We start from the raw sequence: 16,805 nt of genomic DNA on the forward strand, positions 1-16,805 counted from the left end.
CTATTTATTTATGAATCAAGATTTAACACAACAGTGGTTGACAGAAATCCAGGTACTCAAAGAGCAGATGGCGGGACTTCAACACGATCGCGATGCGGCTTGGGAAAGTGCCCAAAAATGGCGTCAGCTTTACAACACAGAAGCAGAACAACGCCGCACAGATGCTCAACTGTCCCAACAGGCGATCGCATCCCTCAAGGCAGACCTGCATAAACTCCAGGGTTTTGAGGTCGAGACACTGGCTGCTGCGACACCAGTAACAGCGATCCAACAAGAAATAGAACACCTAAAATCTGTGGAGGACTTGCAAACTAAACTCATCGCCGTGATCAAAGAACGCGATCGCCTCTTGCAAGCTTTGAAAACTGAGCAGGATAACCACGCCCAAACCCGCAATAGCCTGACTACTGCCTTGGGTGATGCTATTGATAGCTTGACACGGGAACGAGCCGCAGCAGAAAAAGAGAGTCACCCAAGAGGACAAGGGGACAAGGAGATAGGGGGACAAGGGGAAACCCCATAGTTAACAATTCAAAATTCAAAATGACGCTCTCTACGAGACGCTAAAAGCGAACGCAGACTCGCTAACGCTACGCTAACAAAATTCAAAATTAAAGACATTTTCAGACGGCGATTTAAACCCCGACTGAAAATGATCGGAGGCGGAGTGGCTCCGACTCCGCGCTACCTGTATTGTTGGGGTCTTAAACCCTTTGATTTACGATAATTTTTAATTCTTTAATCTAAAATCTAAAATTGGCACGGTCAATAACCCCCTGCTATCGTTGTCTCGGCTGAATGCCAGATGCAATTAATCTCTCTATTGACTTGCTATCTAGGGGTTGGGAGAAAAAATATCCCTGCGCGTACTTGCATTTCATGGCTCTAAGTTGTGCTAGCTGTTCCACCGTTTCTACGCCCTCCGCTATTACATCTTTATTTAGACTTTGGGCTAGGGTGATGATCGCCTGAATAATCTCTAAGTTTTCTCCATTAGCACCAATCTTGGCAATAAAAGAACGATCAATCTTCAAGGCATTACTTGGAAAACGTTGCAGGTAACTCAAGGATGAATAGCCGACGCCAAAATCATCTAAGTGTAATTGGATATTCATCTGTTGCAGTTGCAAAAGCATAAAAGTTGCTGATTGAATATTTTCCATAAGTACGCTTTCGGTAATCTCCAGTTTTAAATTGCTGGCTTCCAGGTCAGTCTCTTGGATTATTTGGGTAATTTGTTCAATCAGCCCAGGTTGTAAAAACTGTTTAGTGGAAAGATTTACACTGATTGTCAAGGGTGGGTTAGCAGGAAATTGTATTTGCCAAGCACGTATCTGACGACAAGCCTCGCGGAGTACCCAATAACCAATAGGGATAATCAGCCCAGTTTCTTCTGCCATTGGAATAAAGCTGTCTGGAAAAACTAATCCGTGTTGCGGGTGCTGCCAACGAACCAGAGCCTCGAAGCCAATAATCTTGTAAGTTTCTAACAAAACAATTGGCTGGTAGTGAATCTGAAACTCCTGGCGTTCAACTGCCCGTCGTAGATCCATCTCTAACTGTAATAGTTTCGTTTCTTGGGTGTACATAGTTGAGTCAAATATCTTATGGCGTGCCTTACCCAATGCCTTAGCGCGATACATTGCAATGTCAGCATCGCGCAGGAGTTCTTCCGGTCGGTTGTAACTGGCCTTGCTCAAGACGATGCCAATGCTGACGGTGGTAAATATCTCATACCCGCTGAGTTTGAACGCAGATGTCAGAGCTTGGTGTATTCGCTCCACTACGCATGTTACGTCATTGATGTTGTTGAGATCATCAAGCAAAATTGTAAACTCATCTCCCCCTAGACGGGCAACTGTGTCTCCAGAGCGCACGCAATTTTCTAATCTCTGAGCAAGCGCAGTTAGTAGTTGATCACCAATCATATGACCGAGACTATCGTTGATAACTTTGAAGCGATCTAGGTCTAAAAAGAGAACAGCAAATATATAGTCCACACGTCGTTTTACCAGCATCAGTCCACGCTCTAGCCGTTCGATGAATAAGGCGCGGTTTGGTAGACCGGTCAGTAGATCGTGAAAGGCATCATGGATTAATTGCGCCTGGGCAAGTTTTAGAGCAGTAATGTTGCGAGCAATACTCAAAACAAAATATACTGAACCATCGCTAGCCAATTCTGGCACAAGACGGGTATGGTAATGTCTTATTTCCCAAGCGATCGCTAAACAGCATTCAAACTCCATCTCTTGCTTAGTTTGGAAAACTTGCTGGAGCTTATGATCGCATATCCGGCAAAATTCTTCCGGCAGATTTAACTCTGCGTTTGTTTTACCGATAAATGTTTCAGTTAATATTCCTGTAAGCTTTTCAATAGCTGGATTAACGTAAACGTAGCGCAATTGAGTGTTAAATCTGGAAATAATATCAGGTGCATTTTCAACTAGTGCTTTGAATTCTTGCTGGCGACACGCTAGTGCCTCCAATATCTGCTTACGCTCGGTGATATCCTGAAAGACCAAAACTGCACCCGTGATGTTACCATTGTCATCTTTAATCGCTGCAATACTATCATCAATTGGTATTTCTGCACCGTTTCTAGCAATAAGTATCGTCTCTTCTGGTAAATTGACAGCAACACCAGACTCAAGGACTTGTCTTACAGGACTTTCAATTTTTAGACGGGTCTTTTCATGAGCAATATTGAATACTTCTGTTGCTTTTTTACCAAACGCATCTGCATATTTCCAACCCGTCATTACCTCCGCAGCCGGATTCATAAAAGTCACTGCTCCTAATGCGTCGCTAGTAATCACACCATCACCAATACTTTTAAGTACGGTAGTCAGCCATTGTTCACTCTGTTTTAATTTTCTTTCCATCCGATGTTTGGATAGGGTAATTTCAATAGTAAACTTTAATTCTTTTTCTTTGAAGGGTTTGATAATGTAGCCAAATGGCTCTGTTACTTTTGCTCGTTCTAATGTTGATTCATCGGCATTGACAGTGAGATAAATTACTGGGATATTAAAATTATTATGAATTATCTGGGCGGCCTCCACACCATCCATCTTTCCCTTGAGGCGAATATCCATTAAAACTAAATCTAGAGAATCATCTGCTGCTTTCTCAATTGCTTCTTCTCCAGAATAGGCAAGCCACAAAACATTGTATCCAAATTTTTTGAGCCGATTTTGTATATCCATTGCCACGATGGCTTCATCTTCAACAATTAATATATTTACGCCGCTCATAATTTGGTTTTATTTATGGAAATATCAATTTTTATTCGCAAATATAATCTTTGATTCTCCTCCGTTATAGCTGCTAAAATAAATATTCCCTTTTAGCTGATGTGTGAGGAGTTTTACTAATCGCAGACCTAATAATTCTGTAGTTTAAAAGTAAAAATATTTGGCAACATCAACGCCATGATCATTGATAGTAAGTGGAAATAAATTTGCTTCTAGGGAGCAAAACTCAATACACATTTCGCTCGATTCTCTTTGGGGAAAGGCATATTTTAGAGGATTTGAAATAACGCTACTACTTGTTATAGTCCTGGGAACTGATACCAAGTTTCTTAACTTCGAGAGCCAATTAGCTCTAAGAGGATGTTTTAAAAGGGTATTTTGCTCTCATGGTGAGCACCGTGAAGCATCTCAGTACATGGCTGAAAGCTTGTTTTTTCGTTGCAGTTGACCTAAGTCAGAACGGCAAATTATACCTTACGGGACTCTTAAAACAATCTCTAATCAAGGATATCTATATTAGTTAATTATTGTGAGCGTATATTTTCTGAGTCCTGGGAAGGCAAATAAAAAATTTTGTGAAATTATTCAGTATATTTCCAAAGTCATCTTAAAGAGATTTTCGCTTGCACAAATTATCTTAATGTGCTATGTAGCCTCAGTAATTGCACTTAAAAATCTTTGGTTGTATTAGCTTGATATTAAATTGATTTGCGGAATACGTAGACTAGATATAGAACTCCTATTTGATTTTTGAAATGCACGTAGTGGACCCTCTAGGCTAAAATAGTGCATTAGACGTAGGTGGAGCGGAGCGCAACCCAACATATATAAGGATGTTGGGTTACGCAAAGCCTCCACCCAACCTACAATTTTTTTGCTGTTCCCTGTTCCCTGTTCCCTGCCCACGCAAGTAAATTCAGGAATCAAACCGGATTCCTATAAAGACATAAAGCAATGGAGAGGAGTAGAATAATAACCCTTGACTTTGGTAAATAAGTGAACTACCTACACTTTGGGCGGGTTTCCCGACTTGTAGCGACTGCCGTTTCACACTTCCGATCAAGCGGTAAGATGTGAGATGAATTGCTGTTTAAGGTAAATAATAGGGCATGGGGATAATTACCAATTACCTCATCCAACTAACTCAAGGCAAGGTAAAGTATCCATGCTCAGGCGCTTAATTGTGATTGTGACTGCCGCTATACTCTTTAGCAGTTCCTTGACGCTGGCAGAGAGTAAAAAGCCCAAACCACCGGATGAATTTCCTCCTAGTCCCCTAGAAATTACCACACGCGATCCACTGCTACCACGTTTGCCCAAAGATAAACAGCCGTTAACTCTCGAAGAAAAGCAAAAGTTAGAACCAGCACTGGATGCCTTAAACCAAGAAGCAGCAGCGAAACTGCAAGCAGGGGATCAGGTAGCGGCGTTTGAAATTTGGAACCGGGAACTGCGCTTGCGACGCTTTTTAGGTTCATTAGCAGAGGTGCAAGCATTATCACGAGTCTCTGCGATCGCTTGGAACCAAAACAACAGCCAAGAAGTACAATATATTACACTGCGATTGCAAGCAATTCAAAAGCAGGCAGAATCTCAGAAAAAAACTGCCCAAATTGATCTAGAATTGTGGCGATCGCTAGGTCAAGCTTACCAAAATGTGCGATCGCCTAAACTAGCTCTAGAAGCTTACGACCAAGTTTTGTTAGTAGTGCGACAGCAAAAAAATACAGCAGCCCTAATAGAAATCCTCAAGACAATTGGAGAACTGCATTTGAGTTGGTTTGATTATCGCAAAGCCGCCCCAATCTACCAGGAATTGTTGGGTTTAGCGACTTCCCAAGGCGAACGTGTAAATGAGGTAACATATCTGCAACGGCTGGCTGACATTTACGAGCAGACAAACCAACCACAGCAGTCATTGAATGTACTTAATAGACTAGCAGAAATTTACGTCAATCAAAATAATCTTACTGAAATACCACAATTAAAGCTAGCGATCGCTTCAGATTACGAATCTCTAGCAAAAAAAGATCCTAACTTACTGTTAGAAGCTTTTAAAAATTATCAAGAAGCTTATACCACTGCTTGGCAATTACAGGAATACGTTCGGGCTGGTGACGCTTTGCAGAAGTTAATTGCGCTGTACCGTTCTCAAGGACAAACAGACGCGGCTTTGCAGGCTAGCCAAATTCTTGTGCAAATACAGGCGCAAGCCGCCAACTTTTACGGGATGATGCAAGCTTATGACCAAATTGGGCAATTGTATCTAGAACGTAAAGAGTTTCCTCAAGCACTAACAGCTTTTCAAAAAGGGTTAGAACTAGCACAACAACTCAAATATCAGGAAGCATACTTTACTGGGCAAATTGAAAAACTGTCGAAAGCAAATTTGTAGGCAATATTAACGAAGTACTATAGCGCTTATCGTTTGTATGCAATACACTTTGACCTCTCTCCTAAAAGGCTATCCATTACCCGGATCTTTCTTAACATTTGCGAGAGTATTGACTCAGGTTTTTATAACCCAGATTCGTTCGTTGTTCATTCTCAATAAAAACGCAGTTTTAGCGAGAAGATTAAAAGCGAATTTGTCAAGTATGCCTAAATTCTCAGTGTCTAAGACGGTTATAGAACATGGGTTTCAAGATTGTAAAGAAAGATGTGGGTAACGCATAGCCTAAAAGGAGAGAGGCTTTGAATATTACTCCCCAACGCTAGTAGGGAAGGGGCTGTTCTTGTTAGGTCTGTATTGCACTCAACTGAGAAGCGCTATATCGTTGAGGAGCAATATTCGTGAAGTCATAGTGTAAAATTACAAATATAATTTTGGTTGTCCCTATGACTTCCCTCTCGGCATTAACCTTACCTGACCACACCCAGTTACCAGATTCAGATGGTACCTTTGTGTTCGCGAAGCGTGCCGGAGGCAAAAACTGGCAAGAGCATCCCCAAAGTATCTTACTCACTGACTCAATTAAACTTGTCTTAGAAGACCTTCATCCTGATAGTCAATATTGTATTGGACAAGACTTAGGTATCTATTGGCGATTAACAGATCCTCCTGAGAAAGGGGCTGAATCACCCGATTGGTATTATGTATCCAATGTACCACCGACCCTTGAAGGTAAAACACGGCGTTCTTATGTGCTGTGGAAGGAATATGTTGCACCCTTGATTGTGTTGGAATTTGTCTCTGGAGACGGTTCGGAAGAACGAGATCAAACGCCGCCATCTCAAGGGCAAGGTGGAAATGTTGGTAAATTTTGGGTTTATGAGCAGGCAATTCGAGTGCCTTATTATGGGATTTATGAAGTAGCAAAAGCACAGGTGGAAGTTTACCACCTAATCGATAATACCTATCAACTGATGAAACCCAATGAACGGGGGCATTACCCAATTGTTCCTATGGGGGTAGAGTTGGGAATCTGGCAGGGATTTTATCAAAATGCTGAGTTACCTTGGTTACGCTGGTGGGATGCACAAGGAAATTTACTGCTTACGGGTTATGAACGCACTGAAATTGAGCAACAAAGGGCGGAAGTTGAGCGACAAAGGGCGGAAATTGAGCAACAAAGGGCGGAAGTTGAGCGACAAAAGCGGGAGAGAATTGTAGAGAAATTGCGTAGGCGTAGCCCGTCGGAGACATCGCTCTCTACTGAAGAACTCAACGCTTTAGGAATTGACTCAGAAATGTTGGATTAAGATACTAATAAAACATCTTCATATATTTCTGCGATCGCACAACGAAAATCAACGCTAGCTAAATGCACTTCTTCTTCTTCATAAAGGTAAAGTACCCAATTTCCTTCCTGATTGCGGCGGAAGCATTCTACACTCATTTGGTCTGGTGAAATTAGCACATATTCTTGTAGTGATTCTAAGTGTCGGTAGCTGGCAAATTTCTTCCCTCTGTCAAAGCTTTCTGTTGACTCAGAAAGCACTTCGATAATTAAGCAAGGATGGCACTTAAAATATTCAAATTCTTTATCTCGTGTATCGCAAGTAACCATCATATCGGGATAAAAATAGCGGTTTATGACATCAATTTGTGCTTTCATGTCTAACATGTAGACACGGCAACCACTACCCCGGAGATGGTTTCGCAGCAGCATAGATACATTCATGCTAACTGTGACATGAGCATCACTTGCCCCTGCCATTGCGTAGACTTGCCCATCAATATACTCGTGTTTGATTTCACTTACTTTTTCGCCTTCTAGATATTCTTCCGGTGAGATATAGTACTCACTTTGGCTAATGACCATTTTAAGACCTTAGTAGTTTTATCAAACATTTTAACCCATACAACGAATTTACTGCTGAACAACGAGATCCCCGACTTCTCTAAGAAGTCGGGGATCTGAGTCTTGTGATTTTCACAAATCAAATAGGATTGCTATATAACAAATTTAATGAGCGACAGCGCCACCAGTTGGCTTCACCTTTTTCAAGAATAAAACGGCAATTCCACTGAGTAACAAAGCAATGCCAATAAAGTAGAAACAATCATTAAAAGCCATTACAAATGCTTCCCGGCGGACAATGTTAGATATAGATGCGATCGCTTGATTTTGTGCTGTACTCAAATCGGCTCCGCGACTGATAAAATACTGTGTCATCTGATCAATTCGCTGCTGAGTTTCTGGGTTATATAAAGATACTCCATCACCCAATCTATTCGAGTGAAATTGCTCTCTGTTAGTTAATAAAGTTGCTAAAGATGCAATTCCTATAGAACCGCCCAGATTCCGCATCATATTAAATAAACCACTTGCTGAACCTGCTTCTTGCCGACTCAATCCAGCAGTGGCGATAGAACTAAGCGGCACCATAATTAGAGGTTGTCCCATTGCACGCACAAATTGCGACCAGCGTAACTGATCTAATCCTGTTTGATTAGTCATTCCAGAGTTCATAAACGCACTGATAGAAAACAAAGTCACACCAACAGCTACCATTAACCGCACATCAATACGTTGCATCAATTTGGGGATGAGGGGAATAATAAACAGTTGGGGAATACCAGCCCAAATCAACACTTCACCAATTTGCAGCGCATTGTATTGTTGAATTTGGGCAAGATACAGCGGTAAAATATAAATCGAACCATACAATCCTACTCCCAGCGACACATTGACAATACTCGCTAAACCAAAGTTCCGCCTAAGCACAAGCCGTAAATTAATAAATGGTTGTTTACGAGTTAATTCTATAAAGAAAAACACGGCTAAAAAAATTACCGCGATCGCACTTAAGCGCACAATCAGCGTTGAACTAAACCAATCTTTGCGACTGCCTTCTTCTAAAACAACTTGCAGGGAACCTAATCCAATAGCCATTGCAATAATTCCCCACCAGTCACCTTGTTTCAGTAAATTAATTTGGGGTTTTTCTTGCTTAATTCCGTACCAAACGCCAGCTAGCATTAATGCCCCTGGAATTACATTTATATAAAAGTTGTATTCCCAACCAAAATTTTCTGTTAACCAACCTCCCAATGTCGGGCCAATTGAGGGTGCAAAAACTGCACTAAACCCAAATGCAGCCAGCCCAATTGATTGCTTAGATTGAGGTAAAGTCGTTAATACAACTGTCATAGCAGTGGGAATTAATACTCCTCCACTAAAACCTTGTAAGACCCGAAAGAAAATCATGGAATTGAGATCCCACGACCAACCACAGCATATAGAAAAGAAAACAAATAATGCAGTATTGACTAACAGATAACGTCGCAGAGAAAACACCCGCGACAACCATCCTGTTAGAGGAATTACCACAATTTCTGCTACGAGATACGCCGTAGAAATCCAAGAACCTTCTTCTAGAGTTGCTCCTAAACTTGCTTGAATATCTTGCAGCGAAGCATTAGTTATTTGAATATCTAATACCGCCATAAATGCACCAAGCATACTGGCTAATACACCAATCCAGATTTTTAGCGGTACACGTTCTGGTGGTACTTGCTGACCAATTACACCTGCGTTAGCCATAGTATTTTTCCTGTTTCAAAGTTAACTAGTAAAAAATGTTATTATTAAATATTCTCTTTCTCTCTGTGCGGCGAAATTACAATATGAGTAGTCGAAAAAAGCTCATTATATTATAGATGTTTTCGCTTGGGTGCAGTACAGTTTTGACCTCTCTCCTTTTAGGAGAGAGGCTTTAAATCTTACTCCCCAACGCTAGTAGGGAAGGGGTTGGGGGTTAGGTCTGTATTTGACTCAACTGCAAACTGGTATAACATAAATCTAAATCTAACTGCGGTTATCTATCTTAAACTTCTTGAGTCGTGATAATGCCCTTTTGCTCATAAATTGTACGCATTATTTTCCTTAAAGCAGGCAACTGTCTGCTGAAAATAATCGACCCTAAAATACAAGCTATCCCATCAATAATTAAAGTGTTGGTAGCACCAATATGACTTGCTAATAAACCTCCTAATAAATTACCTACAGGAATCATCCCCAAAAATGACATTGTGTATAAGCTCATCAATCGCCCGCGTTTGTCGTCTTCAACAATTGTTTGCAAAAATGTGTTACTCGCAGCAACTTGAAGAATTGTTCCCAAGCCAACAAATAACATTGTAAATAAAGAAAGTGGTAAAAATCTAGACAAAGCAAAAGCAATTAGACCAATTCCTAAAATTGCTGGAGCTAAGGCAATCAATTTCCCAATTCCTAAGATTGTTTGGCGCGTAGCTAGATAAATACCACCAGTTAAGGCTCCAACTCCAGATGCAGCCATCAAAAACCCCAATGTTTCTGCACCACCTTTGAGAACTTGTTCTGCCATAACTGGGACGAGAATAGTGTTTTGCAGTCCCATAAGACTAACTAATGCTGATAGCAATAAGACAGATCGAATGGGTGGGAAGCTAAAGGCATATACAAATCCCTCTTTGACTTTTTGCAAGGGATTACCGTCAGTTACCGAATTTTTCCAAGGTTTAACTTGCATCGCCAATAAAGCGGCGATTACAGCAATGTAGCTCAAACCATCAATTAAAAAACAATAGCCAGTTCCAACGCGAGCAATTAATAAACCCCCGATCGCAGGGCCAATTAATCGCGCACCGTTGAACATCGTGGAATTGATCGCGATCGCATTGCCTAAATCTTCTCTGTGTTCAACCAATTCTGGCACAAAAGCTTGGCGTGCTGGCGCATCTAAGGCGTTAATAAATCCTTGAAACAAACTCAACACGATGATATGCCATATCTGAATCACACCAGTTAGCGCCAGCACTGCTAATGTTAACGATTGAATCATCGCCAAGACTTGCGTACCAATTAAGGTATGATACCGAGAAAAGCGATCTACAAATACTCCGCCAAAGGGAGCTAAAAAAAAGTTAGGAATTTGACTCGAAAATCCCACAACTCCTAGCATTAATGGGGACTTTGTTAAGTCATAAACTAGCCAAATCGTGGCAAGTTGCGTCATCCACGTCCCAATTAGGGAAATACCTTGTCCGGCAAAAAACAGACGGTAGTTTTTTGACCTTAATGCAGGTAGTAGCGGTTTTTTCATCTATGGCTTGCTTTATACCAATCTGCTTTGATAAATATCATCTCACTTCATCTCTATACGCCTCTCCATAGATGTAGAAACATATCACAGTTAGAAAGAGGTTTTTCATCTGTTTGCAGGGAATTTGGTATTTACAGCTATTTTCAGGTAAATAGACCACGCGCTAGGGGCACAGCATTGCTGTGCCCCTACGACAGATGTGGTTCAAATACATGAAAACTCCTGTAATGATGTCCGGGCAATTAACCATAAAACCTGGAACCCCAAAGAGCCAAAGCTGTGCTTTCGCTCCCCTCCCCGCAGGCGGGGAGGGGTTGGGGGTGGGGTTCTATTTTAGCGGACATGGTATTACTTGACTTCCACAGCAACTTCCGCAGACATCCCAGGTGTAATCCGCGATTCGTACCCTTGAATACTCTTTTGGTCGAAAACTATTTTTACTGGAATGCGTTGGACAACTTTAGTAAAGTTACCTGTTGCGTTATCCGGTGGCAATAAGGCAAACTGAGCGCCGGAAGCTGGCGAAACACTATCAACACGACCAATAAAGGTATGATGAGGAAAGGTATCAAGCTTGATTTCTACTGGCTCTCCTGGCCGCATCTTTTCTAATTGAGTTTCTTTGAAGTTCGCAACTACCCAATAGTTGTTATCCACGATCGCCATTAATGGTGTTCCCGATTGAACTCGGTTGCCAACTTCCACGTTTTTTCTACCGATACGTCCGGCACTGGGGGCGGTAACATTAACATAAGATAGTTGCAATTGTGCGTTTTTGAGCGATGCTTCTGATTGCGCGATCGCCGCTTTTGCCGCTTCGTATTGACTACGTTTTACTGTCGTATCTTGTCCGCCTGCGGTAGCTTGTTGCAATCCTCCCTTAGATGCTGCCAATTTAGCTTGGGCGTTGGTGACATTTTCTTGCGCCTGTGCTAGTTGAGACTGGGCTTTGGCGACACCAACTTTCGCGGAGGCTAATTTGGCTTGGGCTTGTTCTACTCCCTGAATAGCGGCGTTTTTTTGTGCCTTAGCCACATCATAAGCGGCCTTGGCTGTATCTAATTGCTGACGAGGAATTGCACCTGTTTTATACAATTCGTTGTAACGATTGTAATCTGCTTGAGCTTTTTCTAAATTCGCATTTGCTTGCGCTACCTGCGCTTGGGCGGCGGGAATCCCGGCTTGGGCTAGTCTGACTTCAGCTTGCGCCGCTGGTATCCCAGATTGGGCTTCTTGAACTGCTGCTTGGGCTGTGGAAATTGCTGCAACAGCACTGCTGACATCTCCCTGCGCTTGACTTGTCTTACCACTGGTGGTTTGTGAAGTTAAGGCAATATTTGCTTGGGCGGCTTGCGCCTGACCACGCGCATTTTCTAGGGCAGCTTGTGCTTGTTGTACCTGACTTTGATAGTCGCGTGGATCTAACTTCACCAACAGTTGTCCGGGTTGCACCAGTTGGTTATCATTCACCAGCACCTCACTTATAGTTCCGGGAATGCGGGTACTAATTTGGTGAATGTTTCCCGCAACGGTGGCGTTATCTGTTTCCTGGTGGGTGGAGGCGTATTGCCAATAGTGAAAACCAAAAGTACCTGCGGCGATCGCACCTACACCTAATCCTGCCAAAATTAAACCAGTCGGTTTTTTCCGCTTCGCTGGAACTTCTTTCTCGATCTCAGGAGTTACAACAGGCGCTTCTGCTATTGCGGATGTCTCTGCTGTCACAGCTTCTAAAGTCTCTAAATCAGGAATCACTTCTTTTTCTAAAATTGAGGTCTTGTGTCCGTTGCGTCCGTTCAAAGTATTAGTGCCCATGATTGTTAACTCCCTTGTCCGTTCAATAATTTGATTGATAGTCGTTTATTTAGAATGCGTAATATTTACTGAAAAAAATTCTTATTTCCTTAGTATGCGTAATATTATCTCAAAAGAAATCTTTATACTGCCTCACCCGGTCGGGTGATTCTGGGATAATCTTTAGGAGAGGTTAGCGATCGCCCGATTCAAGATTTGGGAAAACACTTCCCGGTCAGGAAAGGAAATACCCTCCATCGCTTCATCACGCACGGCTGCGGCGATTGGCGGTAAAACAGTTTCTAGTTCCTTCCCTGCATCCGTGAGCCAGATCCGCCAGATGCGGCGATCGTGGGTGTCGCGTTCTCGACGCACCAAGCCGCGTTCTTCCATCCGATCTAGTACGCCTGTTAAAGTCCCTCCCACTTGTTTGAGTTTGTCCCCAATACTAGAAGTAGGTAAACCATCTTCTTGCCACAAACAACACAACACCAACCAGTGAAATGGCGTCAGTCCAAACGGTTCTAGCTTCTCAGTAAACTTGCGACTGAGCAGTTGTGAGACTAATTTGATTCTGTAGCCCAAATTATATGGTGCGAGATTTTGTTGCCACGACTCTAAAGTTGGAGAGTGATTAGATGTAGAAACCATTTCACAAAATACTTAGTGTACGTACTATTATAACTAGATTAATCTTTTTTAGCAACAGTTGCTTTGCATCTGTCTTAGGGAAGGATTTGAATCAATTGGTACTTTTTTACTGTACCAATAATGCGGTGAGGCCGAGATAATTTCGGGGATTGGTCAGTATAGATCAAAACATAGCTCAAAGCTGGTACTTGGGAAATAGAGACTACTGGTTGGGGGCGACTAGAAAGATAGAAATTAAGCAGTACTTTGGTTTTAGCGTCTAGTTGCACAAAGTAGATAGGATGAGATTGGATAATTGAGGCGATCGCACTTTGTTGTAAAAAAGTTCTTAAAACAGGATTATAGTCGCTTAACAGACCTACGCTACCCATCGCCGCCAAAGCTAGCCAACAGGGAATTAACCAACCTGCAATCCAGTAACGATCTGTGAGAAACTTTTTGCCAAAGTGGTAACGACTAATCCACACCACAGGCAAAATTAACCAACCCAAGCCCATAGCCAAGCCAATAGTTGCATACTTGCGGATGTCAGAACTACCCCAACTAAGAACGCCAATACTCGCTATTACAAGTAAAACACCTAAGCCACCAAAGGCATAACTGAGATTTCGAGGAAGATTCTTCCTGGCAAAAAGGTTTAATACATTTATTTTACCTTTTTGAAGAGAGAATTGTGGGGGAATTCCTGTCTGGTAAATATTGCCTAACCAGTTTAAACCCACAGATGCAAACCAAGCTATGAACGGATAAAGGCAAAGACTATAATGAGTGAAACGAGTGGTAAAAAAACTAAGTTCACAAAATAAGACCGGCGGAAAGCCAACTAATATCAAATGGTAACGAGGAATAGGACGGCGGAGAGTTAAAAATAAACCTAAAAGTCCGAAAAAAGCCCAAGGAAATGCATTTAAAGGAATATTCCATATATAGAATAGCGGCCCATTATTATTCTGAGGCTCAGAACCTAGCTGCACAACAAACTTGACTAACTCCTCAAAACTCTGATTTCCGTAGTGCAGCCAGCTTAACCATAGCCAAACACAAGTAGGTATTAAACTTACGAAAAAGCCTAAATACAAAATTGGGTTAGTAAGATGACGATGACGGCGATGTTCCCAAATTAAATAAGGAAATAAAGCTATGATTGGCAAAAAAATCATAAAGCTTCTGACTAAGAAGCCTAAACCTAAACTTAAACCAGCGAGAAAACTCCAAAAATAGCGATATTTAGGATGTAATTCCGTTTTTATTAAAGACCAAATAGCTAAAAGTACCAAGAGAACCATCGGTATATCAGGTGTACTTAAGCGAGAGTATTGCAGCCAGAGAAATTCCACACTTAAAATTGCAGCAGCAAGCCTTGCTAATTTTTTGCCTAGCATAATTTTGCCGATTTCATACACAAGCCATAAGCTAAAAATGCCAGCAATCATGCTAGGAAGACGCGCACTAGCATCACTGATACCAAACAACTTGTAGGAACTGGCAATTAACCAATAAGGGCCAGGGGTTTTATGATGTGCCTTTTCCCAAGGAGTTATCCAATTACCAGAATCAAACATCAGACGCGCACGCGAAGCGTAAAGCCCTTCATCATGTGCCATCAAACTATTGTGCCCAGAATTAAATAATAATAAGGGCAGTATCCAAACTAACAAACTAAAATCAGTAAATCGCAAAGTTTTTCTTAGAGGTTGTTTGAAAAGTGTTTCACTGTGACTTTAGGCACTTTCAGATCCCCCCTAACCCCCCTTAAAAAGGGGGGAACCGGAATCAAAGTCCCCCAATTTATCGGGGGATTTAGAGGGATCTAAAACTTTTGATACCAACAAGAGGACTTTTCAAACATCCTCTTAAGGGCGATCGGGAACCAGAATCTAAGTATAATCAAGTAGCACAAGCTAATAATTATATAATATAGGAATCCGGTTTGATTCCTGAATTTACTTGCGTGGGCAGGGAACAGGAAAGAAGGGATAGATCCGTACTGAGTCTTGTTCAAAAATCAAATACTAGTCCTATATCAACTTCTGACTGATAGGAAAAGCGTTGCACAAATTCTAGCTGAAATATTGCATGGGCAAGCTACACCCCATCCTTTTAACCTAGACAGTTAGGCTTTGATTCCCTTTTGTTCTGGGTAGAAAACAGAGTGCTGCTAGATTTATTGACTCTAGAAATGACCGCTTAGTACTTGAAGATTGTACAATCAGAAAAATTGAAGAAAGCTTTTGATTTTCCTCATTAACACGATTTATTCAGACATAGACGCGCACAATGCTAATTCCACAATTACAAAAACTTTTAACAACACCTATTACTCAAAAAAGCAGACAAAATAAATCTAGATTGACTGTCATCTTTTGGTACAGTCTAAGTCTAACTTTTGCTGTTGGTTATATTCTTATGGGGCTGCGACAAGCTTTCAGCACTAAATATATAGTCAGTGATGATTAAATAGCAAGGCTGCTTAACTACTTTGACTTAACAAAAAAAAGGTTCTTAAGTAGTAATTATAGTTAGTACTGAAGAACCAAATATGTTAGATAGTGATTGTTGAAAAATACTTGAAATTGCCGCAATTTTCGGAAAAAGTTCTCCAAAATAGAGATTTATGCAGTTAAGACCGAATCAACGCCTGAAATTAGACGACACAGACGATAAGCTGTTCTATGCCTATCCCCGCTTCGTCACCCATGTCGATGAAGGATTTATTCAACAGCTAACGGATTTATATCGCGATCGCCTGAAACCCAACACCCGCATTTTTGATATGATGAGCAGTTGGGTGTCTCATTTACCAGAAGAGATGCAGTTTTCTCATGTGGAGGGACACGGACTCAACGCAGAGGAACTAGCACGAAATTCCCGCTTAAATCATTACTTTGTGCAAAATCTCAACGAAAATCCGCAGCTACCTTTACCAGATGAAGATTTTGATGCTGTTCTCAATTGCGTATCTGTGCAATATGTGCAATATCCAGAAGCAGTATTTTCCGAAATTTACCGCATCCTGAAACCCGGTGGTGTCGCAATTATCAGCTTTTCTAACCGGATGTTTTTTGAAAAGGCAATTCAAGCTTGGCGGGAGGCTTCAGAAGCAGAGCGAGTGGAATTAGTCAAAGCCTACTTTGCTTCAGTTCCAGGATTTACAACCGCAGAAGTTATAGCTCATAAGTCAACCTTACCGAATTTATTACAGTGGTTGGGTGCAGCTGGAGGAGATCCGTTTTATGCCGTCATAGCTTACCGCAGTTAAGCCCAGAGATGAATGGCACTAAGAAAAGCCCAAAGGCTTGTGTCGCCTTGTTCCCAGTCTTAAGACTGGGAATGTATTCAAAAGAGGCTGCTGCCTCTCGTCAAGAAAGAGGAGGCGGCAGCCCCCCAGGATGGGTTCCCAGCCTAGAGGCTCTTAACGAGTTAGGGCAAGGGCTGTATCTTAACTTAACGTGAGTTCGACAAGTCTTATTTGACCTCTCCCCCAGCCCCTCTCCGAGGCGGAGAGGGGAGCAAAAAGTTTAATTTTTCGTTGCTCCTCCCTTTCCGTTTCGGAGAGGGAGGCTGGGAGGGAGA

At 41.8% G+C, this 16,805-nt stretch carries 11 protein-coding genes; 4 read left to right on the plus strand and 7 right to left on the minus strand.

Annotated elements, in window-relative coordinates; genetic code table 11:
- Positions 1–10 precede the first annotated feature (10 nt).
- Complete coding sequence (locus tag HWQ41_RS09700) at positions 11–523, plus strand: hypothetical protein (RefSeq protein ID WP_292761944.1); 513 nt, start codon at positions 11–13, stop codon at positions 521–523.
- A 256-nt stretch (positions 524–779) separates the two neighbouring features.
- Here the strand turns inward: HWQ41_RS09700 and HWQ41_RS09705 are convergent, their stop codons facing one another.
- Complete coding sequence (locus HWQ41_RS09705; protein ID WP_292761946.1) at positions 780–3,254, minus strand: EAL domain-containing protein; 2,475 nt, start codon at positions 3,252–3,254, stop codon at positions 780–782.
- Positions 3,255–4,419: 1,165 nt separating this feature from the next.
- Here HWQ41_RS09705 and HWQ41_RS09710 point away from each other — a divergent pair.
- Positions 4,420–5,649: a hypothetical protein gene (locus tag HWQ41_RS09710; protein ID WP_292761948.1), complete on the plus strand. Its 1,230-nt coding sequence runs from the start codon at positions 4,420–4,422 to the stop codon at positions 5,647–5,649.
- A 443-nt stretch (positions 5,650–6,092) separates the two neighbouring features.
- Positions 6,093–6,956, plus strand: a complete 864-nt coding sequence (locus tag HWQ41_RS09715) for a Uma2 family endonuclease (protein ID WP_292761950.1) — start codon at positions 6,093–6,095, stop codon at positions 6,954–6,956.
- Here the strand turns inward: HWQ41_RS09715 and HWQ41_RS09720 are convergent.
- From HWQ41_RS09720 to HWQ41_RS09745, 6 genes are all read right to left on the minus strand, one after another.
- Positions 6,953–7,519, minus strand: a complete 567-nt coding sequence (locus HWQ41_RS09720) for a Uma2 family endonuclease (protein WP_292761952.1) — start codon at positions 7,517–7,519, stop codon at positions 6,953–6,955. The two genes, HWQ41_RS09715 and HWQ41_RS09720, sit on opposite strands and share 4 nt — an antisense overlap.
- A gap of 144 nt (positions 7,520–7,663) precedes the next feature.
- A complete protein-coding gene (locus tag HWQ41_RS09725) occupies positions 7,664–9,244 on the minus strand; it encodes a DHA2 family efflux MFS transporter permease subunit (protein WP_292761954.1) in 1,581 nt (526 codons plus the stop codon).
- A 283-nt stretch (positions 9,245–9,527) separates the two neighbouring features.
- Positions 9,528–10,787, minus strand: coding sequence for an MFS transporter (locus HWQ41_RS09730; protein ID WP_292761955.1), 1,260 nt, complete (start codon positions 10,785–10,787; stop codon positions 9,528–9,530).
- Between the two features lie 348 nt (positions 10,788–11,135).
- Entirely contained in the window at positions 11,136–12,602 is a 1,467-nt protein-coding gene (locus tag HWQ41_RS09735) for an HlyD family secretion protein (RefSeq protein ID WP_292761957.1), read from the minus strand.
- 162 nt (positions 12,603–12,764) lie between these two features.
- The gene (locus HWQ41_RS09740) at positions 12,765–13,232 is read right to left on the minus strand and encodes a MarR family transcriptional regulator (RefSeq protein ID WP_292761959.1); all 468 of its coding nucleotides are present in this window, start codon (positions 13,230–13,232) and stop codon (positions 12,765–12,767) included.
- Between the two features lie 74 nt (positions 13,233–13,306).
- Positions 13,307–14,836: a glycosyltransferase family 39 protein gene (locus tag HWQ41_RS09745; RefSeq protein WP_292761961.1), complete on the minus strand. Its 1,530-nt coding sequence runs from the start codon at positions 14,834–14,836 to the stop codon at positions 13,307–13,309.
- A gap of 1,010 nt (positions 14,837–15,846) precedes the next feature.
- Here HWQ41_RS09745 and HWQ41_RS09750 point away from each other — a divergent pair.
- Positions 15,847–16,491, plus strand: coding sequence for a class I SAM-dependent methyltransferase (locus HWQ41_RS09750; RefSeq protein WP_292761963.1), 645 nt, complete (start codon positions 15,847–15,849; stop codon positions 16,489–16,491).
- The last annotated feature ends 314 nt before the right edge of the window (positions 16,492–16,805 follow it).

This window comes from Nostoc sp. NOS(2021), from assembly GCF_017115025.1.
GTDB lineage: Bacteria > Cyanobacteriota > Cyanobacteriia > Cyanobacteriales > Nostocaceae > Nostoc.

Coding starts and splice junctions, on each gene's coding strand:
- HWQ41_RS09730 (WP_292761955.1), bottom strand. CDS start 10,787: ATGAAAAAACCGCTACTACCTGCATTAAGGTCAAAAAACTACCGTCTG.
- HWQ41_RS09745 (WP_292761961.1), bottom strand. CDS start 14,836: ATGGCACATGATGAAGGGCTTTACGCTTCGCGTGCGCGTCTGATGTTT.
- HWQ41_RS09735 (WP_292761957.1), bottom strand. CDS start 12,602: ATGGGCACTAATACTTTGAACGGACGCAACGGACACAAGACCTCAATT.
- HWQ41_RS09710 (WP_292761948.1), top strand. CDS start 4,420: ATGCTCAGGCGCTTAATTGTGATTGTGACTGCCGCTATACTCTTTAGC.
- HWQ41_RS09750 (WP_292761963.1), top strand. CDS start 15,847: ATGCAGTTAAGACCGAATCAACGCCTGAAATTAGACGACACAGACGAT.
- HWQ41_RS09705 (WP_292761946.1), bottom strand. CDS start 3,254: ATGAGCGGCGTAAATATATTAATTGTTGAAGATGAAGCCATCGTGGCA.
- HWQ41_RS09720 (WP_292761952.1), bottom strand. CDS start 7,519: ATGGTCATTAGCCAAAGTGAGTACTATATCTCACCGGAAGAATATCTA.
- HWQ41_RS09725 (WP_292761954.1), bottom strand. CDS start 9,244: ATGGCTAACGCAGGTGTAATTGGTCAGCAAGTACCACCAGAACGTGTA.
- HWQ41_RS09715 (WP_292761950.1), top strand. CDS start 6,093: ATGACTTCCCTCTCGGCATTAACCTTACCTGACCACACCCAGTTACCA.
- HWQ41_RS09740 (WP_292761959.1), bottom strand. CDS start 13,232: ATGGTTTCTACATCTAATCACTCTCCAACTTTAGAGTCGTGGCAACAA.
- HWQ41_RS09700 (WP_292761944.1), top strand. CDS start 11: ATGAATCAAGATTTAACACAACAGTGGTTGACAGAAATCCAGGTACTC.